12 protein-coding genes and 12 pseudogenes are annotated in these 23706 nt (G+C 57.4%); 13 read left to right on the top strand and 11 right to left on the bottom strand.

The features are described from left to right. Position 1: 1 nt before the first annotated feature. The 3 genes and pseudogenes from JOH52_RS34870 to JOH52_RS34860 all read left to right on the top strand — a co-directional run. Complete coding sequence (locus JOH52_RS34870) at positions 2 to 1462, top strand: MmgE/PrpD family protein (protein WP_017266999.1); 1461 nt, start codon at positions 2 to 4, stop codon at positions 1460 to 1462. 718 nt (positions 1463 to 2180) lie between these two features. Continuing rightward, positions 2181 to 2597: pseudogene (locus tag JOH52_RS34865) on the top strand (transposase); the annotation flags it as partial. Next, positions 2598 to 3668 (top strand): annotated as a pseudogene (locus tag JOH52_RS34860) (electron transfer flavoprotein-ubiquinone oxidoreductase); the annotation flags it as partial. Here the strand turns inward: JOH52_RS34860 and JOH52_RS34855 are convergent. From JOH52_RS34855 to JOH52_RS34840, 4 genes are all read right to left on the bottom strand, one after another. After that, positions 3628 to 4134 carry a transporter substrate-binding domain-containing protein gene (locus JOH52_RS34855; RefSeq protein WP_080590469.1) on the bottom strand — a complete coding sequence of 169 codons (507 nt, stop codon included), beginning with the start codon at positions 4132 to 4134 and terminating at the stop codon, positions 3628 to 3630. The pseudogene JOH52_RS34860 and the gene JOH52_RS34855 sit on opposite strands and share 41 nt — an antisense overlap. Beyond that, complete coding sequence (locus tag JOH52_RS36450; RefSeq protein WP_017267116.1) at positions 4116 to 4310, bottom strand: transporter substrate-binding domain-containing protein; 195 nt, start codon at positions 4308 to 4310, stop codon at positions 4116 to 4118. The genes JOH52_RS34855 and JOH52_RS36450 overlap by 19 nt, the downstream gene beginning before the upstream one ends. A gap of 30 nt (positions 4311 to 4340) precedes the next feature. Next, a complete protein-coding gene (alr, locus tag JOH52_RS34845) occupies positions 4341 to 5513 on the bottom strand; it encodes an alanine racemase (RefSeq protein ID WP_017274698.1) in 1173 nt (390 codons plus the stop codon). Positions 5514 to 5788: 275 nt separating this feature from the next. Then, positions 5789 to 6817 carry a hypothetical protein gene (locus tag JOH52_RS34840; protein WP_042709074.1) on the bottom strand — a complete coding sequence of 343 codons (1029 nt, stop codon included), beginning with the start codon at positions 6815 to 6817 and terminating at the stop codon, positions 5789 to 5791. A 762-nt stretch (positions 6818 to 7579) separates the two neighbouring features. Between JOH52_RS34840 and JOH52_RS34835 the strand changes: the two are divergent. Continuing rightward, positions 7580 to 7783 (top strand): annotated as a pseudogene (locus JOH52_RS34835) (IS66 family transposase); the annotation flags it as partial. Between the two features lie 183 nt (positions 7784 to 7966). Here JOH52_RS34835 and JOH52_RS34830 read toward each other — a convergent pair. After that, a pseudogene (locus JOH52_RS34830) lies at positions 7967 to 8236 on the bottom strand (TCP-1/cpn60 chaperonin family protein); the annotation flags it as partial. Positions 8237 to 8255: 19 nt separating this feature from the next. After that, a pseudogene (locus JOH52_RS34825) lies at positions 8256 to 9374 on the bottom strand (TlpA family protein disulfide reductase). Between the two features lie 517 nt (positions 9375 to 9891). Here JOH52_RS34825 and JOH52_RS34820 point away from each other — a divergent pair. From JOH52_RS34820 to repA, 3 genes are all read left to right on the top strand, one after another. After that, positions 9892 to 10835, top strand: a protein-coding gene (locus JOH52_RS34820; RefSeq protein ID WP_234942955.1) for an IS630-like element ISRm10-1 family transposase whose coding sequence is annotated in 2 segments (ribosomal slippage) — positions 9892 to 10228 and positions 10228 to 10835 — 945 coding nt in all. Because the reading frame shifts where the segments join, the coding sequence is not laid out codon by codon here. Between the two features lie 1238 nt (positions 10836 to 12073). Beyond that, a complete protein-coding gene (locus JOH52_RS34815) occupies positions 12074 to 12763 on the top strand; it encodes a GntR family transcriptional regulator (RefSeq protein WP_017274628.1) in 690 nt (229 codons plus the stop codon). A 632-nt stretch (positions 12764 to 13395) separates the two neighbouring features. Then, the gene (gene repA / locus JOH52_RS34810) at positions 13396 to 14673 is read left to right on the top strand and encodes a plasmid partitioning protein RepA (protein WP_209566101.1); all 1278 of its coding nucleotides are present in this window, start codon (positions 13396 to 13398) and stop codon (positions 14671 to 14673) included. Positions 14674 to 14848: 175 nt separating this feature from the next. On the opposite strand, the pseudogene JOH52_RS34805 reads toward repA, so the two are convergent. Then, positions 14849 to 15013, bottom strand: a pseudogene (locus tag JOH52_RS34805) (ISNCY family transposase); the annotation flags it as partial. A 49-nt stretch (positions 15014 to 15062) separates the two neighbouring features. After that, positions 15063 to 15310 (bottom strand): annotated as a pseudogene (locus JOH52_RS35845) (hypothetical protein). A 642-nt stretch (positions 15311 to 15952) separates the two neighbouring features. On the opposite strand from JOH52_RS35845, the gene ltrA reads away from it, so the two are divergent. Continuing rightward, a complete protein-coding gene (ltrA, locus tag JOH52_RS34800; RefSeq protein WP_015241829.1) occupies positions 15953 to 17212 on the top strand; it encodes a group II intron reverse transcriptase/maturase in 1260 nt (419 codons plus the stop codon). A 252-nt stretch (positions 17213 to 17464) separates the two neighbouring features. Here ltrA and JOH52_RS34795 read toward each other — a convergent pair whose 3' ends face one another. Beyond that, a complete protein-coding gene (locus JOH52_RS34795) occupies positions 17465 to 18799 on the bottom strand; it encodes an ISNCY-like element ISRm17 family transposase (RefSeq protein ID WP_010970069.1) in 1335 nt (444 codons plus the stop codon). On the opposite strand from JOH52_RS34795, the pseudogene JOH52_RS36795 reads away from it, so the two are divergent. Together JOH52_RS36795 and JOH52_RS34785 are read left to right on the top strand one after the other, a co-directional pair. Next, positions 18795 to 19127: pseudogene (locus JOH52_RS36795) on the top strand (hypothetical protein); the annotation flags it as partial. The gene JOH52_RS34795 and the pseudogene JOH52_RS36795 sit on opposite strands and share 5 nt — an antisense overlap. Before the next feature lie 150 nt (positions 19128 to 19277). After that, positions 19278 to 19985: pseudogene (locus tag JOH52_RS34785) on the top strand (IS5-like element ISRm15 family transposase); the annotation flags it as partial. Here JOH52_RS34785 and JOH52_RS34780 read toward each other — a convergent pair. Further along, positions 19986 to 20897: pseudogene (locus tag JOH52_RS34780) on the bottom strand (IS630 family transposase); the annotation flags it as partial. Positions 20898 to 21394: 497 nt separating this feature from the next. Between JOH52_RS34780 and JOH52_RS34775 the strand changes: the two are divergent. The 3 genes and pseudogenes from JOH52_RS34775 to JOH52_RS34765 form a co-directional block, all read left to right on the top strand. Continuing rightward, positions 21395 to 21655 carry a CopG family ribbon-helix-helix protein gene (locus JOH52_RS34775; protein WP_017266772.1) on the top strand — a complete coding sequence of 87 codons (261 nt, stop codon included), beginning with the start codon at positions 21395 to 21397 and terminating at the stop codon, positions 21653 to 21655. Beyond that, a pseudogene (locus JOH52_RS34770) lies at positions 21655 to 21908 on the top strand (type II toxin-antitoxin system RelE/ParE family toxin). Before JOH52_RS34775 ends, JOH52_RS34770 begins: the two are co-directional and overlap by 1 nt. Before the next feature lie 233 nt (positions 21909 to 22141). Beyond that, positions 22142 to 22216: pseudogene (locus JOH52_RS34765) on the top strand (UPF0149 family protein); the annotation flags it as partial. A gap of 48 nt (positions 22217 to 22264) precedes the next feature. Here JOH52_RS34765 and JOH52_RS34760 read toward each other — a convergent pair. Continuing rightward, on the bottom strand, positions 22265 to 23374 hold the full coding sequence (locus JOH52_RS34760; RefSeq protein ID WP_017266774.1) for a calcium:cation antiporter: 1110 nt from the start codon (positions 23372 to 23374) through the stop codon (positions 22265 to 22267). Positions 23375 to 23706 lie beyond the last annotated feature (332 nt).

Below are 23706 nucleotides of genomic sequence, written 5' to 3'. Positions count from 1 at the left end.
CATGTCTGTAGAAGAAGCTCTTGCCCAATATGCGCATAGTTTTCCCACCGCTTCGATCTCGGATCAGGCGATGCGAACCGCACGCCAATCGGTGCTCGACATACTTGGCGTGACGCTGGCGGGACAAACGCGCCCCGAAGTTCGGTTACTGCAAAAGGCGATGAAGACCTGGGGGCCGCCTGAGTGCCCGGTACTTGGCACCGCTATCCAGCTGCCGCCGGCAGATGCGGCTCTGCTCAATGGCGCGGCTGCGCGCGTTCTGGATTTCGATGATGTCGTCGACCCGTTGGGCATACATCCCAGCGTCGCTATCTTTCCCGTCATCTGCGCGATCGCTGCCTTGTCCCCGGATAAGGTCTTCGGCCGTGATTTCCTGGCAGCTATGGCCATTGGTCAAGATCTTCAAACGCGATTGGCTCGATCAAGAAAGGAAACGCTTCTCGAAAGTGGCCGATATGACCTCAGCAAGGTTATTGCCGCAGCGGCCGCCGCAGCACGATTGCGCGGACTTTCGCAAGAGCAGCTCCACGCCGCCATGGGTATCGCCTACACGTCCGCGCTTGGAGAGGCGCAGTGCATGGTGGAAGGCGCCCCCACTGTTTCCTACCAGCAAGGTCTGGTTGCATCCAATGCCGTCCGCGCCGTGCTCCTGGCCGAACAAGGATTTACAGGCGCGCGTCAGTTTTTGACGGGTCGATACGGACTTTTCTCCGCCTTCGAGCCCGGTTCCCGACCCGAGACGCTGTTGGATCGGCTCGGCGAGCATTTCGCAGGTGATGATGACATTGCCTACAAGCCCTATCCGACCTGCCGCCCCAACATCTCCGCCACCGCTTTGGCTATCGAACTTGCTGATGGTCGCCCGATCTCCGCCGATGATGTCGAGCGTATCGACATAGCAATGAACCAGCAGATTTTCGATCTTGTATGCGCCCCCGCAGATCAGAAATGGAGGCCTCGGACACCGGTCGAAGCCCGTTTCGGCATGGCATATACCGTAGCGGTCGGACTGCAAAATGGCATCGTCTTCATCCAGGATTATGATGAGGATGCACTTTCCCAGCCCGAAATATTGCAGCTGAGTGAAAAGGTTCATCCGCGTGTTGATCCTGCCTGTGAGATCGCTGAACTCGGCGCGCATGGCCTTATCATCGTCAACATCACGTGGGCCGACGGCACGCGCACGATCGGGGAAGTTTCCAAGCCCAAAGGCAATCCACAAAATCCTCTTTCGCAAGAAGAACTCGAAGACAAGTTCAGCCGCTGCCTTGCCTACGCCTTCCCCGATATCGAGGGGAGCCAGATTGACAGGCTAATCCAGGCGAGCCATTCGCTGTCCGACCCGAACTTCATGGTCCGCGATTTTTTGGCTCTCATCCCCACACTGGACGCTGAAGACACCGACCTTACAGAGGACCTGCCGCAAGCTCAGGACCTGGTGCCGGCTCAAAGCGAGGATTGAGCTCACTCAGTACGAACACCATCATGCGCCCGAAGCGCGTCAAGGGAGGGCTGGTCCAATGACTTGCATCCCCTACGAGCGCAAGACGGGGCTTATGGTCGCTGACAGCCGCGCCACTTGCGGCGGGAGCGGGAGGCATCCGATCGGCGCAAAGACGAAGATTTACGAGATCGCGGCAGGGCGATACAAGGGCGCGCTGCTTGGCGTCTCCTCCGACGTTCCCGGTATGGGTGAAGCGTTGAAGGAATGGAGGGCATCAGGCGTGTCGGTATTGTCAGTTCTGGCCGCTATACAAGTTCGGTTCGACTTGACGATCGCGAAACGGATGCGATGGCGGACAATTCACAAACGAGCAAAGGAATCCTTACATGAGATCCTCACCGAAAGAGACCGCCACCGCGGCCATCCCGATCCATCGAGTGCATCCCCGTCTTTCTGGAAGGGGATGATCCTTGCTGCGACGTGATCGTCGTCGTACCGAGTAGTCAGGTTTCGGCTGAGGACAAGGGACAAGGGGGCATGCCTTGCTTATAAGAATGGGAAGATTGAGTGCGCGTATACAGAACTTGAACCGCACGAAGATTGGGGAGAATACCAAACATGTGCCTATTATCACGGCCAAATAACTAACGAATGCATGCAAATGGCGTCGTTGCGTGGATCACCCGGCGACTGATATTGAGCAGTTGTTTTCAGTCTCCTGATCCGGATTTCGACGATGCCTCACAAGTTCAATGCCGATCGGCGGGACAAGATTGCCAAGCAGAAATATCAAATGACGAATTGGCCGGCATATAATGAAAGCCTGCGTCAACGTGGTGATTTGACCATCTGGGTGAAGGATGAGGCCCTGTCTTTATGGACGGCGCGGAGGCGGACATCGCGGGGTGGTCAGCCGAAATACTCGGATCTGGCGATTACGTTGTGCTTGACCCTGCGCGTCGTCTATGGGCTGGCGCTTCGCCAGACCAAAGGCTTGATGCGCAGTGTCGTGGCGCTGATGGGGTTCGATATTGCGGTGCCTGACTTCTCCACCATGTCTCGCCGGAGCAAAGGGCTGGCGTTGCCGTCGACAAAGTCCCGAGCCACAACATCAGGTCCGGTCCATCTGGTTGTCGACAGCACCGGCTTGAAGGTCTTCGGCGAGGGCGTGCGTGGCTCGCTCGCCAAGCAGCTGATCGCCAGATACAAGCTCGACGCGAGCCGCGGCGTGCCGAAATTCGGCATCGGCCTGAAGGAGCTCCGGGAGGTGAAACCGGAAATCATAAGCCGGCCTCGTGCAGCATTCCTTCGGCTGGCCGCTCGGAATGAAGACCGGTGGCGGCTCCTTCCTCTATCACCTGGAGGACAATCTGGTTGCCGTCGGTTTCGTCGTCCACCTCAACTACAAGAACCCGTATCTCTATCCGTTCGAGGAATTCCAGCGCTTTAAGACGCATCCGGCGATCCGCGGCACTTTCGAGGGTGGAAAAAGGCTCTGCTACGGCGCCCGCGGCATCACCGAGGGCGGCTACCAGTCGGTGCCGAAGCTGTCCTTCCCCGGCGGGGCGCTGATCGGCTGCTCGGCCGGCTTCGTAACGTGCCGCGCATCAAGGGCAGCCACAATGCGGTACTGTCCGGCATCCTCGCCGCGGAGAACTGGCGGAGGCGATCGCCAGCGGCCGCGCCAATGACGAACCGATCGAGATTGAGCGCGGCTGGCGCGAGAGTGCAATCGGCCAGGACCTGAAAAGGGTGAGGGCCGCTGTGGTCGCGCTTCGGCACCGCCGTCGGCGTGGCCCTGGGCGGTCCCGACATGTGGACGAACCAGCTCTTCGGCTTTTCCTTTTTCGGGACGCTGAAGCACGGCAAGACCGACGCCCAATCGCTGGAGCCGGCCTCGAAGCACCAGAAGATCGATTACCCGAAGCCGGACGGGGTGCTGACCTTCGACCGGCTCTCCTCGGTGTTCCTGTCGAACACCAATCACGAGGAGGACCAGCCGGTGCATCTTCAGGTGAAGGACTGGGACCTGCAGAAGCGCTCTGAATACGAGGTCTATGCCGGCCACTGTCCGGCCGGCGTTTACGAATGGGTGGAAAAGGACGGCCAGCCGACCTTCGTCATCAACGCCCAGAACTGCGTCCACTGCAAGACCTGCGACATCAAGGACCCGAACCAGAACATCAACTGGGTGCCGCCACAAGGGGGCGAAGGGCCGGTTTACCGGACGCCAAGAATGTTTTCCAAACCGAGTAATCAGCCAGCCCGCCGTCGATCCGGCCTGATGCCAAGTCCAAGTTAAGGTTACCCTGGTTGTCGTAACTACGAATTTCGACGGAGTCACCGAAGTACTCGCGGATGAAGGCCTCAGCGTTGGTCGATCGCTGCACGCCGATAGAATGCCCTTTCAAATTGGAAATCAATGAGGCCAGGATCTGTTTGGTTTCGTCATCATTGCGGGAGAGATCGATCTTGGAGTCTGCATCCATCACCGGTACATCGAGCTCCTTTCTGATCACGAAGTAGTTGGAGGTCAGCGCGTAAGGTCGGGAAAATGCAATCACCTGTTTGAGCTTTTCGGTGATCGACATTCCAGCCATGATGGCATGATATTTCCCAACGTTGAGAGCAGGGATGATACCGTCCCAATCCTGGGTGACAAACTCGCAAGTCAGTTTTGCATGCGGCAAAGTTCCCGCCCCACATCGATGTCAAAGCCGATCGCTTTGCCATCGGCGTCGACCGCGTTCCAAGGAGGAAAGGCCCCTTCGGTAGCGATTTTGATAGTCTTGCGATCAGCCGCGTCGACGTGGCTAACGACAACGGTTGAAAGCAAGACTGCGAGAGCGGTTCTGAAGGCATTCATTTTCTAATTCCCCTTGTGTGTGTGTTGAACTCAGGAGTAGACACGCGGGATATGGTCGCGGAGCTGGGCGTAGAGTCCGACGACATCTGTGCTCCATTGAGCCGCGACTTCCTCTAGTGTGATGATCTCGTTTCCTTGCTGCCCAAGCAGCAGTACTTGGTCACCAAATCGGGCATCAGGCACGTCCGTCAGATCGATGCGCAGATGTTCGAGGTGGGCGGGAGGTAGTAGGCGTGCGCGCTGCCCCCTCACCAAGCCCGCCGCTTGGCTTGAAACCTTGCGCGGAAGGCCGTCGCCCCATCCCATGCCGAGGATGCCAATGGTCATCCCTGGCCGAAAACCTGGAATGTCAGGGATCGGGCCAAGAGAAGCATCGATCCGCTTCACTGCGACGAGGGGCGTCGAGATGGCTTTGAGGGCGGGTCGCAAGGCTATGGGCCGTGCGGGGTGATCGGTCTCTGGTAGACCGATGAACAAGGCACCGGGGTCGACGGCATCAAGATCCATGAGCGGATAGCGAAGCACCCCCTCGGTGCTTGACATCATCACTAAGGGAGGACGTGTCCCTGCGGACTCTGCCTGCGCCAGAACGCGCTGCATACGAGCAAATTGCTCTTCTGCGGCCGAGGATGATGAGGTCGGCAATTCACTCAAATGAGCGTAGAGCCCCTGTAGTTCGACATCGTTGTAGGCATAAGCGGCCGACAAAATCCTGCCGATCTCCTGCGGCGTAGCTCCCGCCCGGAAGAAGCCCAGATCAACCTTGACGAAGATCCGCGTGGTGCTCAAGGCCGCGCGCCAATGTTCCAGTTCGTCGAGACTGGACACAGTGACCGTAAGCTCGAGAGACTCTACGGCCTGCGCCGATGCCGGCAGAGGCCCCGGATAGAGCAGAATCGGGTGGTCTACGCCTGTTTCCCGGATTGCTATGGCGTCTGGCAACGAGGCAACGGCAAAGCCGTCAGCGCCCTCTGCTGCCAAGGCGTGAGCGACAGGACCTGCCCCACAGCCGTATCCGTTGCGCTTCAAACAGGCGAAGATTTTTACAGTGTCGGGCAGATGAGCACGCAATTGGCGGTAGTTGTGTCTGATCGCACCCAAGTCGATTTCGTACCAGCTCTCACGGGTCCTTGGTGAAGAGGTAAATGCCAGGCTCGGAAGGCCGGAGGTTTCATGTAGCGTCGGGTAATGAATGATGGACATTAGGAGACCTGGCGAGTGATGAAGGGCCGCTCACAGCTCTCGTCCGACCGAAGAACTGTGTCTTTAGACAGACGAGTGTTGTCGGTGACGCATGACGTGCCGTTCCAGGTGGCGAAACAGGCGCACTACGACGCCGACCAAAATGCCGGGTAGCAAAGCCAGCGCGCCGGAGACGCCGCTCCGCAAACCAGTAGATATGAGGAGTGAGACCGCCGGGCCGGGGCTGGCGGTCTGAACTGCCGTCAATAAAGCGAACGAAATCCAAGCGGAGAAGGTCATACTGGATTTCTCCCGTAACCACGAAATTGCAGATCCGGAATGACGGGATTAAGTAGCGATTGAGGCGTTCCTGTATATACATACTCGTTGGGGATGCAGGGGGGGACCATCGAGCAAATGTACCTGGAAAGATTTTCGGAACTGTTACTCGCAGTTATAGTGTAGAAGTTGCCGCTATTCCATGTGATGTATGCATGACGGAAATGCTGATCTACCGCCTCGGCCATTTCTGATATGGTGTTTTCGTTTTTGTTCATTATGCTAAGAACTTCTGAGTTTTTTCTCTCAATAGTTCGGTTCGTGAAGAAGCGTGATTTGTATCCGTAATCTTTCTGCAACTCTCGGGCCGAGTATTCATTGGCGTCGTCATGACTGAACTTCTCAACGAATATCATAATCCCCTCATCCTTGAGGTGACCTCTAACGAATTCAATTTGGGCCGGTCGGTTCGGTGAGTACATTTGGAACGTGGTGTCTTCCAGGATGATGTCGAATCCTTCGCTGAAGTGCCGCAACCGATCGCTTGTGCGAATTAGCTCATTGGTCAGATGGTGAAACGGACCTAGGAAGAACTCTGCAAACGCAGGTGCGCCATGTGAATAGAAACTCTCCTTATTTTCTTTGTTAGGGCTGCATGAAAGTGTACGGAAGCAGCCTTGGCCCGCCTGAGCGAGCGTTCTGGCAAATGTGCCCTCCGCTGAACCCAATACATAGAAAGTAGCGGGGCGGTCGGCTCGCCCGGTGGCCATTCCATAACGGAACATGGCATCGCCGAGCCTAGCTTCTTCCTCTAAGCGATACGGGATACTGCTGAAATAATGCGGATCAAAGTTCCCCCAGAGGAGACGGTGAGCATCAATAAATTCTGCCAAAGCCGGGTCGCCTTCGAAAAGGCGATGATCGACGTCGGGCATCTTTAGGGGAACGCCTGATCTGCCTGCGGCTGTTGTAGAAAAGAATTCTGCCATCTCGTTCAGGCGAGGGGCGCGATCACATTCCGATGTGAAGCTCTGGTTGCTGCTCATGTATCCTCTTGGCGCAGTTGGAAGCGGAGCGAGACGATTTGGTGGACACGCTGTCCGTGGCCGGAAGACCTGTTTGGAGACTGGTAGGGGCAATGTTCCTTAATTCCAGTCCCCGGTGAGAACCCTTTCCGCTGGCGGCATTCCCGAGGGCCGGAACGCCGCGTCGGACAGTATCGCCTTGGCGTCGTCCTAGCCTGTCACCCACCAGCCTTCTCCCCCGGACGGGAAGCGCACGCAGTGGATCGGACAGTTGGCGCGGTAAGGGTCGTTCGGACATGGTGGCACTTCACTCTCTAAGCGATGCAAGGGCGGAAGACCGGCACCCGCTGTGGGCGGCGAATGACGTAAGACGAGCTCTAATAGAAGTGCATGCTTGAGACAAGCGTAACTCTAGATATTTCGAAATATATTCTGCCATATAGTGTTATACAACCGCTCTACTTCATCGATACCCCGCACATCTCACTATATATGAACCTATATTCTGATCTATTTTCCCGACTGATGGATTTGACGTGATACATGCCGGGAATCGCGGCGGTTGATTAACAAGAAAGGGATTGCCACACGAACGGCGGAAGACCATGCTGGCGCGGGACATCCTCGACCTCATGGCAGAGCTCGTGAACGGCCTTTGCTCAGGACGACAGTCCTCAGAGTGTTCGAGCCTTGTCAAAAACCGTCGTTTCGAACTCGTCGACGAGATTTCCTCCCGATAGCGACCTGAGCTTAGCGAGATGATTGCTGTGATCGCAATGTTCCTTCGCGCGAGAGGCTCTCGACCGTATCGGTGCGCTTTACGACATCGAGCGCGACATTGCAGGCCAACCTGGCGATATCCGCCTTGCTGCTCGTCAGAAGCACAGCAAAGCAATGGTCGAAGCATTCCGCGTCTGGGCTGAAGCGCAACTGTCCCGTATTCCGGGCAAGGGCGATCTGGCTAACGCCTTCCGTTATGAACTCACCGCTCCCATCAAGGCGTCTCCAGCGGTAGCAATCGGCCCGGTCCGAGGTGGCCAGCAGACCGGGTGATCAACGTTGGATCGTCCTGACTCGACGAGATCGGTCGCTTCTTCTGTGGGTAACAAAAAGGGCGGCTCGAGAGCCGCCCTTCAGATCCGGATGGATCGTGCTAAGGCTGTCGCCTTATCACATCATGTCCATTCCACCCATTCCACCCATTCCGCCCATGCCGCCAGGCATTGCCGGAGCGTCCTTCTTCGGCAGTTCGGCGATCATGGCTTCGGTGGTGATGAGCAGCGAAGCAACCGAGGCTGCGTCCTGGAGCGCGGTGCGAACGACCTTGACCGGGTCGATGATGCCCATGGCGATCATGTCGCCATATTCGCCGGTCTGAGCGTTGTAGCCGAAGTCGTCGGTGTTCTTCTCGAGGATCTTGCCGACAACAACGCCGACCTTGATGCAAATGGAATAGAGGTCATTCAAGAGCTCCTCTGTCAGCCGGGTTCTTCTTCCCCGCCTTCGGCGTGACACCGTCCGGAGCTATCTCCTCCGGAGCCACACAAACATTGCCGTAACAAACCTTCTCGCCCTTGTAGTTGGCTAGGGTCTGCAGCAAATCGGCTAGAAAGCCGTCTTTCAGAACTTCGGAAATAGGCTTTGGCCCGTCCAGCGACTTCACTGCCAGCTCGAGCAACTCGACTGCGCGGTCTTTGTTGCCACTCGCATGATAGTACGCAGCGACCATACGATAAAACCACGCCTTGCTGTAGTCATCTTTCAGCCGAGACAGTGCCAGAATGTGTTCGGAGAGCTCCTTGCCCATGGCGAAGCGCTCGACAGATGGAAATTTCGAGTGGTCATACGCCGGGTCGAAAAGTTCGAAAAACGCCGCATGCAGCATGACATGCGCCTGGCGGAAAGAAAGGTTATTCGGATAAAGGGCAACGCCCTTTTTAATCGTCGCAAGCGCCGTTTTCCAATCCTCTAGCTCCTCCGCTTCCCTGAATTTGCCCCTGATCTGCTCCTTCAACGCTTGTTTGCGCGCTTTTGGCTCATCTTCGGCGATCCGCTCCCTTTCGGCGGCTTTCGCTTGAGCGCTGGTGCGCCAGGTGCCGTCAAGAATTTGCGGCAGAACGTCGTGCAATTTGTCCGGTCGACCGACAAAGGCGATGTGGCGTCTCGGCCGATCACGAACACCTTCGGAATCCCGACAGAAAAACTCGGCTGCATCCAAAGAGTGTTCATTGCGCCTGTGTCGTCGAACGCGACCAGAAAGTTCAACTTCGGGAAACTCTCATTTAACCACGCGTCAAGCTTGCTGCGGGCCTCTTCGGCGGATGCAGCGCTTTCGTGTGCCGCGACTGCAACGACCTCAACTCCACTGTCCTTGTAAGTCTCCTGCAGCTCTATCAGGGTGAGCATCGCCCCCACACAAGATCCACACCAGGTTGCACAAAATTTCAAGGATGTACACTCTGCCGGGCTGGAAGCTCGCAAGGGGCTCACCACGTACCCAGTCCCGCACTTCGAGCGCAGGCGCCAGCGAGTTCATTTGCAAGATCGGATCGCTCGTGAAAGGTGCTTTGCGTGACATAGCTTGATCTCCTACTAGGACGAGACACTCGGATTGAAGGGAGGGCATCGCCTGCCGCAGTCCCGCCTGGTGCCTCATTGGTTTGGCTAGAATCGCGTCAAAACGGTTGATTTGGCCGGGATGGTTTTGAGCAAACAAATGAGCCGACGCAAGTATATATATTGGGATATTGTATTATTTCCTTAACAAGGGCCACCTCTGTTGAGAATTTTATAATTCGCTACTGTATTTTCGGTATGTCCCTTGGACGCGAGCAGATTACGAGCGAACCGATCGAGAAGTGGGAGCCGGAGTTTGATGCCGAGGCAGTCTTCGCATGACGCGGGTATATCCTCGCGGCAATTGCCGGTAATCTTGGCGCCCGAACGCCGACGAGCTCCTTGTCGTCTTGGATCAGCCGGCATGCTTCCTTCGATGCGATCCCGCCACTTAGAGCACGTGCTGCGATCGATGAATCGATTGTGAAGTGACGACGCAGGCCGAAGCTGATTCAACATCCACAGCGAAGAGGTGGATGATGGGCCAGGCACTGAGCGACGATCTTCGAATACGGGTTTTGAAAGCGTCTGCAGCGGGCATGTCAGCTCGACAGGCTGCAGCCCGGTTCGGAGTTGGGATCTCGACAGCGATCCGCTGGATCGCGAGAGCGAAAGAGGGCGAGCTGACCCCTCGGCCGCAGGGCTGGAGGCGGCCATCGGCGGTAGACGCACACGAGGAATTTGTTGTCGCCCTGATCGAAGAGCGGAAGGACGTGACGCTCGATGAAATGGTCCAGCGCTTGTCCGTCGAACGGCAGGTGAAGATCAGCCGTAGCGCACTTGGCGCCTGGCTTCGAGGCCGAGGATGGACCTTTAAAAAAAGACCGCACACGCACTGGAGCAAGACCGGCCGGATGTCCTGAAGCGCCGGCGCGTCTGGTTTGATGGTCAGCTCGATCTCGATCCGGAGAAGCTGATCTACATCGATGAAACCGGCCTTTCCACGAAGATGGCACGTCTGCGCGGGCGTGCACTGCGAGGCGAACGTTGCCGGGCCGGCGTACCGCACGGGCACTGGAAGACAACGACCTTCACCGGCGCCTTGCGCCTAACCGGAATGACCGCACCGTTTGTCTACGACGGCGCGATGAACGGCAACGTCTTCCTGGCCTATGTCGAACAGGTACTTCTGCCGACCCTTCAGGCCGGGGACGTCGTAGTCATGGACAACTTGCCAGCACACAAGACATCCGGTGTGCGGGATGCCATCGAGCGCGCCGGGGCCAAGCTTATGTTCCTCCCGCCCTATAGCCCAGACTTCAATCCCATCGAGAATGCATTCTCGAAACTGAAAGCCATGCTGCGAGGCCGCGCGGAGCGAAAGATCGATGCCCTGTGGGACGCAGTCGGCGCCTTGATACCCCGCTTCACTCCTGACGAGTGTGCCAACTACTTCAGGGCTGCCGGGTATGACCCGGATTGAACAGGATCTGCTCTAGTATGCTGCGGCATTGTCTTCCCAGGTGTTGTCTTTGCGCGCGGGCGATCGCAGCCTAACCGCTGCTCAGGTTACGCGCCTGGCCGGCATCTTCTCGACCGAACCGGCCGCCCTGCGCCGCATGACCTCTTCGAATGTGGCGCGAGCATCGCGACGCCTGATTGCAGCCAGACCGCTAGAGTCCCGCTCAGCCTGCCATCCGAGTGACCATGAACCGGGACCCGGCCTTCGCAGCCAGCTTCTCGGCTGGCGCATCACCTGCCCGCTGTGTGGTGGCCTGCTCCGGCACCCAGGCAGGCATGACCGCCCGTCTCCTGTTCGGCCGCTATCATGGGACTGCGCTCATAGGAGAACGGCTCCTCGACGATGAGGCCGAGCGCGGCGTCCGAACCTGGACTTCGCCGACCGAAATCGCTCGCCGTCGCCACGGAACTAAGGAGCCTACCTACTGCAGCAAATCCCATGCTGGCGCTGCATCTGCGATCAGCTCGGCTAGCCGGAGTATCCATCTCGAGCGGGCTGGACCAGTGATGCTCATGATGAGGCGTGCGAAAATGATGGGTCAGAATCAAGTGCGATTCAGCAGCGCTATTGAGGAGATCATGCCCCATACATGCCGTTCGGTGGCGTCTTCCCAGTGCAGTTATTTTGCGCATCCCACCCGTTGGATTCTCATCTTTAATGCCACATTCGGCTGAAACAGCCGCATTCTCACATATAAGTGCCAAGCGACAACTCCGCAGCTGACTGTGAGGGAAATAAACACAAGAGTTCAATGAGGCTGACGAAAGGCGCTCCGATAAAGCCGTAAGTTTCGGTTGACTGGCACGGAGAAGCGAGTCTACATCGTGACGGATGTTTATCAACATGCAGCTCAAACACCGTCAGGATGCGTCTTGCGACACAAACGAACGTTATTCCGCTTCGGCCCGTGCGAAGAAGGCTTTGCAGTTTTGCCCGTGGCGGCGCGAGGCCAAGAAATCACAGATCATCTCGTAGCCTCCGGCTCCGCACCACCACATCGTTCTCAGAGCCTTCGCACTGCAAAAAATTACGCGTCACCGCCGGAGATCTCGATCCGTACGGCTAATTGTCGGACATGTTCGGTTACTTCTCGAGTATTCCGCGGTACGCGACAGAGGAGAAATTACACGCCAGCGCCAGAAGCGGGCTGCAGCCCCAGACTTCTTTGAACAACAGAAACTATGCGCGGAGGAGAAGGCATGTATAGTCGCCACGAACATAAACTAGGATGGGACGAGTCCAAGGTCGGCAAAGTATATAAAGCACTCAAGAAGCTTATCGTCAATTGTGAGGTTCCACCCGGTACGCGACTCGATGCTGTTGCAATCAGCAACGTCATGAATACTAGCGTTGTACCTGTGCGCGAGGTACTAATTCAGCTCGAAATAGAAGAATACATCATGAGCTCATTCAACAATGGCTACTACACCAAGAAGCTTGATCCACAGAAACTGTCGGATCAACTTGATTTTATTATGATGGTGCTCAAGCATGTGTTCAGAGAAAACCTGTATGAGCACTCTACGTTTGTAGTTCTTCCCAGCTGGACCGACTACGACTTGATCAGGGAGTTCCAACAGTCTTTTTACGAACGTATCGCGAAGGCTTCGAACAACAGAATAATGCGGGACCTCGTGCATGAGTACAACGTTCGGACGAGATACATTCGTTGGTTGGACTTGCACCAGCCGGAGCGTCTCTCATGTATCAGAGATGACATGAGCGAGCTTCTGGAGCTTCTTGATAAGCGAGACAACGATGCGGCGATCGCAAATGTTGATCGGCAATTCAGTGCAATGATTAGCACTGTTCCCAAGCTTGTGCTGGAAGGCAATCGTCGTGCCGGGAATACGAAAGAGAGTTGGTTGGAGACATTGTCGAAGCTTTAGGCTGAGAGCTGACCCGGCGGTTTCCACCGATATGAGGCTCTGGCTCACATTTGCCGCTGTTGCGGCCGGCGCTCTTGCTGACTTGCAATGCGTTCCGCCGGACGATGCAACCCATCTTTGTTGGCCGGGCCGCCAATCTGGGTTGTTTGCGGTTCAGCATTCGCGCAAGCCATGGTCCACGGTCGAGCTTTTACGCTTTGCCCAGCGCACCGGCCGCGTTCGGACCGAGGATCACCAGTCGGCTCAAGGTTCATTCGCCCATGCGGGATGTCGCGCCGAGCTTCTGCTTTCGTCCGCGGGATGCTGCAATGGTGTGAGTAGCGCGCGAAAAAGGAACTCTTATCTACTCGCCGCATAACAAGCTGCGGGTCGGGCCCCAATAGATGTCAACGCTCGGGCTGTGACACACTCACTCATACCGGCAGAAATGTTCCACGGGGCGCAGCGGGAAACTGGCTTCGTACATGCGCAAATCAACCCTAGGGAAGATCGAGCGCGCGCTGATCGGACTAGATTGTGCGGTGGACCCGCCACAATCTATCCGGTTGCGACTTGCGCGGCGTTTTCAGACGTGCAAGAAGGGCCGTGGCAATAAACCTACATGCTGGAGAATAGCCTTCGCGGGACCCGTTATGCCACAAACTGTTAGTCCGCCGCATGAAAAGGAGAGAACGTCGGAACGCATCCGGCGTCGGGCCAAAGAACTCTTCGATCGCGTACGCGCCTCTGGCGTAGCTATCGACTTTCCATTTCCAGACCCCATGACCTTGCGCTCCTTCTCCTTGGGCGAGGTCGCCGAGATCCTCGGTGTGTCGCACAGTTATCTGCGCCAGTTGTCAATTGATGGTCTGGGGCCAACACCGGAGCTAGGGACCGCAGGGCGACGCTCCTATACGCTTCGACAAATCAACGAACTTCGTGCTTATCTCGCTTCGGCCCGTCCGAAAGATGCTTTAAAGTTTTACCCGCGGAGGCGCGAGGGTGAGAAACTACAGATTATCTCAGTAGGCGGCTCCGCAAGTACCACTACAGCATTCTATCTGGTTCAGGGCCTTGCACTTCAAGGATTCCGTGTTCTCGCTGTAGATCTTGATAGGCGAGGCTCATTCTCGGGAATGTTCGGTTACACCGCCAGTACGACGCCGGTCTACAATAAAAGCATATATGCCGCGTTACGCTGTGATGACGATCGGGCCAGTATTAGGACTGTAATCCGACCGACGCATTTTGATGGTCTTGATATCGTGCCGGGCAGTATCGAGCTCCGCCGGTTCGAGGAGGAACGCTTGCGGCGCTACCTCAGCGGGGCCTCGAGGAACCCAGATGCTAACTCGAGACTGGTGTCTGCGATCGAGGAAGTCGAGGGCAATTACGATGTCGTCGTTATTGCCGGTGCACCTGTACGCGACGGCTTAGGCCCGGTTGCGCTTGAAGCAGCGACCGGCGTGCTGGTTACAGTCCACCCGCAATTGGATGATGTCGCGTCAACGGCCATGTCCCTCAGCATTTTCTCGGAATACGTCCGCAGGATCGAAGAAGCTGGGAAGTCCGAAGATTATGATTTTTTCAAATTCTTGGTGACAAGGCACGACCCGCGTGACGTCGCAGAGCAGGAGACGATCGCCCTGCTGCGGGGCTCCCTGGGTGATGATCTCTTGACTGCCATCGTCTGGGAATCGGATGCGATAGGATACGCGGGGCTCAAGAATCGATCGCTGTATGAGCTATCAGCGGGAGCGGTAGGCCGATCGGCATACGAGCAAGCGATGGAAACGCTGAATTCCGTCAATGCCGAGGTGATGGATATCATATCGGAGGTTTGGGGTCGTCCCCCGATCTATGTGTCGCAGGCTTCGCGCTCGACGACTGCAGGTAAGGCGAAATCCCAATCTAAGAGGCCTAGCAAATGAGCCGACCCACAGCGCTGCGCTCGATGTGTACGAACGGCTGAGCTCTTGAAGGAGCCCAACGCCATGGCGGACGCGGGGCTACGAAGCGGACACTTCTGAGATCGTACTCTGGCAATTTGCGAGAGCTACAAATGACCACGCGATGGGGTGCCTCCGTCGTACGAACGCTGAGATCGCATGTGATCTCGATGTTTCGCTCCAAAAGCGCACGGTTGTACTGGGGTCATGCCCTGGCGGCGCGTGGCGTCCTTCTTCGCCACGCGAAAGACCGAATGCTTGTCGGAAAAGGCCATCGGAGCGCCATGACACTGAAACATAGAGCCAAGGCCTCGAAGTAACTAGTCGGCGTGAACTCTTGGCAAGCCGCTAATATGGTAACCGGCCGATTGTTACCGCGGAGATTTCGCCTTGACGCAAGCGATGACTTCTTCGTAGTCGAGGAAGTCGTTCCAAGCTTAAGGTGAACGGCGCGCATCGGCAAGCATTTGCCTCAGCTCATCGATGCCATCGTCGGTCAGTGCGGTGATTGTCTCATCGTCACCATGTACGACGCTGAAGATACTTCCATACTTCCATAGGTCAAACTGTCAGAGTTGCTGTCGATCGCCTCGAGGAGTTCTCGGTCTTCGCCGAGCATTTCGGCGACATGATTGATGGTGAAAATATGGGTGATGGGTGGCCATCAGGCGGCTCGGCGGCGATCCGCTCTAGACTAGTGCCCGTCCATAGTGTGCTGCAGCAAGCAGAAGGAGGTTCGATGGCGAACTGACAACATGCTGAGAAGCTGCGTGAAAGATGAGGGTAGGCCCCTCGGGATCGGCTTTCAGGAGCGGGTCTCAAACCAGCCCAAGCTGCTGTGGTAGAAGAGCCATGGTGGTGAGCGTTGGGTCAAAAGCCGCGGACATGATCCGGGGCAGGTAGGCATCCGGAAGATGAGCGCAAGCAAACCCTTCGATGACGCGTCGTTAGAACTCTTTACCACCACTAAAACCGAGGGTGTATGGATCTCTCGGGACAAGTCCGTCGGGAGCCTGATGACTGGGCGGACAGTGGACGGCGTATAGGGGGCATGAGACGGATGCAGGCTTTTGCGTGGAACTGCAGGAACCAGCTTTCTGATGCCAAGGGAGAAGCACAAGCGGCACATCACCGCGAGGCGAGAGTACCGATGCAGGAAGCTGGGACGGATCGACCCGTATTAGCGTTGAAGGCCCTGTAATGGGGCTGGAGCGAAGGGGTCGGGTCAGGTGGTCGTATTTTCGAAACAACTGGAAACAGGATGACGTCGGCGGATACGACAGACAAGCCGTTTAGGATCGATAAGCGGCTGGTGTACGAAGCTTATAAAGCGGTCAAATCCAATGGTGGTGCGGCCGGTGTGGACGGGCAGACGATCGAGCAGTTCGAAGCCGACTTGAAGGGTAATCTCTACAAGATCTGGAATAGGATGAGTTCGGGAAGCTACTTTCCGCCACCGGTGCGAGCCGTCCCCATTCCCAAAAAGACTGGGGGCCAGCGGATTTTGGGTGTGCCCACCGTGAGCGATAGGATCGCGCAGATGGTGGTCAAGCAGCTCATCGAACCGGAACTCGATCAGATCTTCCTGAAAGATTCCTACGGCTACAGGCCGAACAAATCGGCGCTCGATGCCGTGGGGATCACGCGTCAGCGGTGCTGGAAATATGATTGGGTTTTAGAGTTCGACATCAAGGGTCTGTTCGACAACATCTCCCACGAACTATTGCTCAAGGCTGTCCGCAAGCATGTAAAGTGCAAATGGGCGTTGCTCTACATCGAAAGATGGCTGACGGCGCCCATGGAACAAGATGAACAAAGAATAGAGCGTGATTGCGGCACCCCGCAAGGGGGCGTGATTAGTCCGATTCTTTCAAATCTGTTCCTGCACTACGCATTTGACTTGTGGATGGACCGGACACATCCCGACCTCCCATGGTGTCGGTATGCGGATGACGGTTTGGTGCACTGCCGGAGCGAGCAGGAAGCGGAGGCCGTCAAGGCCGCACTTCAGGCGAGGCTGGCGGAGTGCCAACTGGAGATGCATCCCACCAAAACCAAGATCGTTTACTGCAGAGACTCCAAACGCAGAGGGCAACATCCGAATGTGACGTTCGACTTCCTCGGATATTGCTTCCGACCGCGCGCGGTATGGGGAACGCAAAGCGGGCGACTGTTTTGCGGCTTCACACCAGCGGTCAGTTCCTCGGCGCTGAAAGCGATGCGGGAAAAGATCAGGGACTTGCACATCCGCCGACAGACGCAGCTCTCGTTGAACGACATCGCCCGGCTGATCAATCCGCTCCTCAGGGGGTGGATCAGCTATTATGGACGGTACGCGCCAACGGGGCTGCAGCCCATACTTCGCTACGTCAATCAGACGATGCTTGCGTGGGCAAGGCGGAAGTTCAAGCGCTTTGGCAGGGGTAAGGCTCGGGCAAGTCGGTTCTTACAACGGCTCGTCGAGCAGCGCACCGATCTCTTTGTGCACTGGCAACTCGGTCTGATCGGCACGTTTGCCTGATGGGAGCCGTGTGAACTGAGAGGTTCACGCACGGTTCTGAGAGAGCGGAGGCGCGAATGCGCCTCCGCTACTCGCCAACGCCTGTTTTTCAGGGTTTTAGAAGTGTTTTGCTCGCTGAAGCGGTCTTTATTCGCGAGGCGTGATGGCACAGGGCTTGCAGGTTGTGATCGAAGGGCGATTTGGCGGCGATAGGGTCGTGTGGCATCGGCCGGCGCTCGCGGCGTGTTCCGGAACGCGGCGCGATGACCGGCGTTAGGTCGGCCTGAGACGGGCGAAGAGGGCGAGATTGTAGGCAACCACCGAGGACCAGACGTAGGTCTTGAAGTGGTCAAGCCCGCGCCAGGTGCAGCGGGCCAGGCCATAGGTCCGCTTCAGGCAGGAGATGCCGGCCTCGATGCCGGCCCGGAAGTTTCTGAGCTTTCGATACACCCAGCGGCTCCTGACCATGTCTTCGATCCTGAGGCCGCTCTTCTTATGGAAGGCCATGTCGCGTACACCCCAGGCCTTGGCTTGGCGCAGGTTTTCACGGCTTGCATAGCCGCCGTCGGCGGCCGCCTGCCGCGGCGCCTCGCCATAGAAGGCGATGTGGCGCTCCAGTAGGGGCAAGAGCCGCTCGCTGTCGGCTGGATTGCCGGCTTCGATGACGAGATCGAGGATCAGTCCGCTCCTGCCGGTGGTCAGATTGAGCTTATGTCCGTAATCGACGTCGCGGCTGCCCTTGACGATGATGTCGGCATGCGGTTCGAACAGGCTGACAAGCTTCTCGCCGGCCGGCACTGCTTCGCCGGCTAGCACCCGCCGCTCCGTCTGGGCGATGATCTGCGTGATCAGTGGCTGATAGTGGCGAACCTGGGCCTGCCAGAGTTTGCCCGCCGGGCCCGCCGCCAGCGGCAACTGTGCCGCCGCCTGCTGCAGATAATCCAGGGTGTTCCGGGCGATCCTGAGCAGAGCGCGGTAGTGCTGAACCCGTTTCGGGCGACCGCGGGTATACTCGATCACCCGAGCCCGCTTCTTCGCCGCGCGGCAGTGATCGTGCCAGGGAATGGTGCTGCCCAGCGAATCCGCCTGCTGCAGAAGACGAACCATCACCCGCACGCAGTCCCACAAAAGACTGCTGTCGCTTGGTTCGTGGATCAGCGCCGCCGTGACGGTGCTGTCCACACGCACGACCCTGCCGCTTTCCAACCTTTCTTGCCGGGCGCTGGCCAGCAGCATTTTGTTGACCGCTTCCCAGGTGTCCGCCCGGATCGCGCTGATCGTCTTGTGCAAGACCGACTTTTTCGGGCTCCATCCCCATGGCAGCCGGGCAAAGGCCCGGAACGAGGCGGAATCTTCCAGATGAAACGCCAACTCCTCGTAGCTCAACTGGCGGTACTGTTTGAGGAGGGCACAGCGCAGCACCGCCTCCGACGGCAAACCCTGCCGGCCAGTTTCCGTGACCCCCTGTCGGCGCAGATCGGACGTCACCAAATTCAAAAGATCGCGATGGGCGTCCAGCCACTGCGACATCGCCTCCAACTCACGACCGATCTCGTGCTCGGCGAAAAGATCGAATATGCTGCCCTGGACGGTGCGTTCTTGGCGCATTGTCGGCTCCGGCGGTTTCAGGTACACTTTAGCAGCTGACGCACTGACGGACGAGCTCGGCGAGGAAGATATCCTGCTGGCGGATACGGGCTATGACAGTAATGCCATCCGGGCCAAGGCCGCCGAGCGAAAGGCCTGGGCCACCTGGTTCTATCGGCAGCGGAACCTCGTGGAGCGCTTCTTCAATAGGATCAAACAGTTCCGAGGCATCGCAAGCCGATACGATAAGCGCCCGGAAACTACCTCGCCGCCAAAGCTCATCGCCGCGAGGATATCAAAGTGTATGAATCGACGCCCTAGTCATCCGAATCCGAAATTCGTGTCATAAGTCCTGGACTTTCTGGCAGAAACGTTTGACGGAGGCCAGGATGTCGTCTGCGGATTTCGTCCACCTGTAAGAGCCTGACCGAAAAAGAGTTGAATGAAATCAGCCAGTTGTGATTCCTTCGGATTTGCTTAGGATTCGATCGAGACCGCAATGGGCTGGACTGATTTCACCCGTCGCCAATATGGCCGACGGACGGGGCGTTATGCAAGTGATCTGACGGACAGGGAGTGGTCGCTGATTGCTCCGTTTATGCCGATGCCCCGCAGGCTCGGTCGACCGCGCAAGACGGAATTGCGCGAGGTTCTGAACGCACTGCTTTATATCGCGTCGACTGGTTGCCAATGGCGGATGCTACCAAAGGATTTTCCACCTTATTCAACCGTGCAGGGTTATTTCTACGAGTGGCGGTCGACTGGCTTGTGGCTGCGGATCAACTATCATCTCGTTATGGAGACGCGAGAGCTGGAAGGAAAGGAAGCCTCACCGACGGCAGGCGTGATCGACAGTCAGAGCGTCAAAACGACTGAAAGCGGGGGGATCGCGGGCTATGACGCGGGCAAGAAGATCAAAGGTCGCAAGCGTCATATCGTTGTTGACACGCTCGGCTTGATGGTGGGGCTCGTCGTTCACAGTGCTGACATTCAAGACCGCGATGGTGCCGTAGCGGCGCTCAAAACCGTCCTCAGACGCTGGCCGTGGCTCAGGCATATCTTTGCTGACGGCGGCTATGCCGGTCCGAAACTGCGGGCCGCATTGCGCAACGTCGCAAAGTTCACGCTGCAGATCGTCAAGCGAACAGACAAGGCCAAGGGCTTCGAGGTGCTGCCGCGTCGCTGGGTCGTGGAGCGCACATTCGCCTGCAAACCAGCGTTCGACCTGATTGATCCATGACGCCGAGGTCGGGGTGAAGTGCACGTGGTAGCGCGGCCGTCGCATCAGCCAGTTTTTGACCGATGCAGTTTTGTGGGTCGCATAGTTGTCCATCACGATATGAACGTCCAAATCGGACGGTACGCTCGCATCGATCTGCTTGAGGAAATCCAGGAATTCGGTGGCACGGTGCCGCTTGTAGCATTTGCCGATGACAAAGCCGGAGGCGACATCCAGAGCGGCAAACAACGTGGTTGTGCCGTGTCGGACATAGGAATGCGTGCGCCGTTCCGGCACGCCAGGCATCATCGGCAACACTGGCTGCTCGCGGTCGAGAGCCTGGATTTGGCTCTTCTCGTCCACGCTGAGAACCAGCGCCCGATTGGGAGGTGACAGATAAAGACCGACGATGTCGCGGACCTTATCGACGAACAAAGGATCGCTGGAAAGCTTGAACGTCTCTGTGCGATGCGGCTGCAGGCCGAAAGCGTTCCATATCCGGCGGATGGTCGTGTGCGAAAAGCCTGTGGCCCCTGCCATCGAGCGGATCGACCAATGTGGGTCGCATCGCTTGGCGTTGAACGCAGCGTGCGCTCGATCACAGCCGCAATCTGATCGTCGTCGATGGTTCGGGGCCGACCAGGGCGAACTTCGTCGAGCAGACCATCGAGTCGGTCTTTGAGGAAGCGCCGTCGCCATTTGCCAACCGTATGTTCATGCAGGCCGAGCTCGTCCGCAACGACCTTGCTCGGAACTCCCTCGCCACAGCGAAGAATGATCCGGCACCGCTCCGACAGGGAGCGTGCAACACGATGCTTGCGCACCTGTCGCTCCAGATATTCCCGCTCCGCCTCGCTCAAAACCAATGGGGCCCGTTGGTCGGCCAGTCGCATTTGCCATGCCTCAACCTCCAATGAAGAGGCCAAGCATACAATGTAGTGAATTTTAGTTCCAGGTGACTAGCAAAGTAAGGGCGACCGAAGAATACCACGTCTAGCTCGATCGGGAATATGGCCGTACTAGTGGTCCCATAAATTCCACGACACGATCTCTCACTTTTTGAGTGTGATGAGTAGTCTGCCCCTTTTGACTGGTCACAACCCAAAGGTGGAAGTGCTGTCCGACCCTGAGCGCCGCCGTCGTCGGTCGCGGACCGGCGAGACGACCCTGACTGGCGAGGCGAGGGCACCTCGACGAGATCAAGAAGCGTCTCCTCAGGCGACGGCGGAGCCTCGTCGTCTCGCGATACGCAGAGTACGACGTTGATGACGAGGGTGCGCTCAATTCCGAGAAGATCGACTTCATGTTCGACACGTTGGCGCCTCCAACCTTGATTTTGCTCCAACAATAATCAATATTAATCATGGTGATTGACAATGACTCGATGGGAGCCAAACATGGAAACCAAGGTGCTGACCGCGCACGTGCCACTGCCTCTCGCCGAGAAAGTCGATCAGATCGCCGCCCGCCTTGAGCGCTCGCGCGGGTGGATCGTCAAGCAGGCGCTGACCGCCTGGATCGATCAGGAAGAGGAGCGCCGACGCTTGACGCTGGAAGCGCTTGCCGACGTCGACGCTGGCCGCGTGATCGAGCACCATGCCGTTCAGGCCTGGGCCGACAGTCTTGACAGCGACAAGCCGCTACCCTTGCCGCTGTGATGAAGCTCGAGTGGACGCGGCAGTCTCCGATCTAGGGCGCCTGCATGATTTCCTGGCATCGGTAAATCGGCAAGCTGCTGCTCGCACTGTGCAATCGTTGACAAGCGCTCCTGCGCGCCTGCTCGAACAACCGCGCATCGGCGAACGGCTGGAGGAATTCGACCCACGAGAGGTTCGGCGAATTCTCGTTGGCCATTACGAAATGTCGACGATCTACGTGCTGCGGCTTTGGCATACGCGTGCATCACGGTAGGAAGGAAGTCGCCAATCGGAACGACGTTCATGTGGTAAAAGGAAACTGTCCTGTGACAATCGGCGAGGATGTGATCCTGCGGGCGCGCCGAAGGACTCGACGCCGTCCTTCCATTCGACCGGCTCGCCGAGTTGCTGATCGATGACGACGTCGCCACACTCACGCGTCTCGCCGGCGAAGGCATGGGCACGCTTGATTGTCTTCAGGCGGTTGATTTGGCCTTCCGCCTGTTGCTGACTGGCCCGGAGGCCCTAACCCTGCCAATGGAAACAACCGAGCATCAGGCCGTGCAGACCATCGTTGGCGACGCTACGGGACGATCGAGGGGCCAATCGGCCACAATCGATTCGCCCGAATTAGGGCACGGCGGAAAGCAGGAGAAAAACAACAAATATCGAGAGGTGAACGGCACCTTGGAGCACGGTGGTTCTGCCGGTGCCGAGGGTGATCGTGCTGACAAAGAGTGTCAGGACGAGCATTACGAGGTTCTCCGGGCGGAGCCCCAACGTAATGTTCTGCCCGAGTGTGACGGAGATCGCAGCGACCACCGGAACTGTCATACCTATGCTTGCAAGGGCCGACCCGAGAACAAGATTTACGCTGTTTTGAAGGCGGTTCAGCAATGCTGCTTTGATCGAGGCTATGCCCTCCGGCAGGAGAACGACACCCGCGATGACCACGCCAACCACGGCTTGTGGCAGCCCGACCGCGTCGACTGCGCTGTCGAGGGGATGAGAAAGCAGCTTGGCCAACAAAACGACTGCCACGAGGGCCAGCACGAGCAGGCCTCCAGTTACCGGCATATTGCCCTTCGGGCGTTCATGCTCGGCCGGAAGCGCCTTGCCGTCATCGATGGCACCCGTGTGATCCATGAAATAGTCGCGATGGCGGACCGTCTGCACGTATAGAAACACGCCGTAGAGGACCAGCGACACAAGTCCAATGATGGCAAGCTGTATTCGAGCGAACTGCTGGGGCTGTCCCGCGATGACGAAATTCGGCAGCACGAGAGACAGCGTCGCGAGTGTGCCAAGCACTGCCAGTGCCGCCGAGGCCGCATTCAACTGAAACGACTGCTCGTGGTGGCGTCGGCCGCCAACCACTAGACAAAGTCCGATGACTCCGTTGAGCACAATCATCAACGCGGAAAAAACCGTATCTCTCGCGACCTCTTCGTTTCCCTCTGCGCCAGATAACATTATGGAGACGATGACCGCCACTTCGATGATTGTCACGCAGATAGCGAGGAGGATCGCTCCAAAAGGCTCACCCACCCGCTCGGCAAGAACTTCGGCGTGATGCACCGCTGCAAAAACAGCACCTGCAAGCAGGGCCGCCGACGTCAGCAGTATCAGGACAGAGCCTTCGGGCAGCAGGTGCGCTAGTGCGAGAGCCGCAATCACGCCACCGAGGAGCGGAATGATCCAGGACCATAGCGGCACGTGTGTGGAGGTGCTATCGTGCATGTTGGCTTCATCTTCCCCGTCAGCTGTTAACGTGAATACGCCGCTTCGATCTCGCTCGGTGCTCCGGAACAGAGGAGACGCGAAATCGGGCGACGTTGCTACCTCTCGTCAGATTGGTGAGCAGGATCGGTTTTTGCCGGCTCCGAGATCCTATTTGCCGCCAAACCGCGCCTGCATAGTCCTCTCACTGGCAGTTCTAGAGCTCGCATTAATAGTCGAGAGCACATTCGTAGAGAGACGTCGTACAGCTTTAATTGCTTCGGAGCCAGCCTTGCCGCCGCTCACCTGGCGGGAACGCAGGACGTTCCTCACGCATTGCTCAAGCACGTATC

It is taken from the genome of Sinorhizobium meliloti (assembly GCF_017876815.1).
GTDB lineage: Bacteria > Pseudomonadota > Alphaproteobacteria > Rhizobiales > Rhizobiaceae > Sinorhizobium > Sinorhizobium meliloti.
Note: the sequence above shows the minus strand (reverse complement) of the source record. Positions and strands in the feature narration are given on the sequence as shown.

Bases quoted from the DNA above. Each gene is read 5' to 3' on its own strand.
- JOH52_RS34870 (WP_017266999.1), top strand. From the start codon at position 2: ATGTCTGTAGAAGAAGCTCTTGCCCAATATGCGCATAGTTTTCCCACC.
- JOH52_RS36450 (WP_017267116.1), bottom strand. From the start codon at position 4,310: ATGAATGCCTTCAGAACCGCTCTCGCAGTCTTGCTTTCAACCGTTGTC.
- alr (WP_017274698.1), bottom strand. From the start codon at position 5,513: ATGTCCATCATTCATTACCCGACGCTACATGAAACCTCCGGCCTTCCG.
- JOH52_RS34840 (WP_042709074.1), bottom strand. From the start codon at position 6,817: ATGAGCAGCAACCAGAGCTTCACATCGGAATGTGATCGCGCCCCTCGC.
- JOH52_RS34815 (WP_017274628.1), top strand. From the start codon at position 12,074: ATGTATAGTCGCCACGAACATAAACTAGGATGGGACGAGTCCAAGGTC.
- repA (WP_209566101.1), top strand. From the start codon at position 13,396: ATGCCACAAACTGTTAGTCCGCCGCATGAAAAGGAGAGAACGTCGGAA.
- ltrA (WP_015241829.1), top strand. From the start codon at position 15,953: ATGACGTCGGCGGATACGACAGACAAGCCGTTTAGGATCGATAAGCGG.
- JOH52_RS34795 (WP_010970069.1), bottom strand. From the start codon at position 18,799: ATGCGCCAAGAACGCACCGTCCAGGGCAGCATATTCGATCTTTTCGCC.
- JOH52_RS34775 (WP_017266772.1), top strand. From the start codon at position 21,395: ATGGAAACCAAGGTGCTGACCGCGCACGTGCCACTGCCTCTCGCCGAG.
- JOH52_RS34760 (WP_017266774.1), bottom strand. From the start codon at position 23,374: ATGCACGATAGCACCTCCACACACGTGCCGCTATGGTCCTGGATCATT.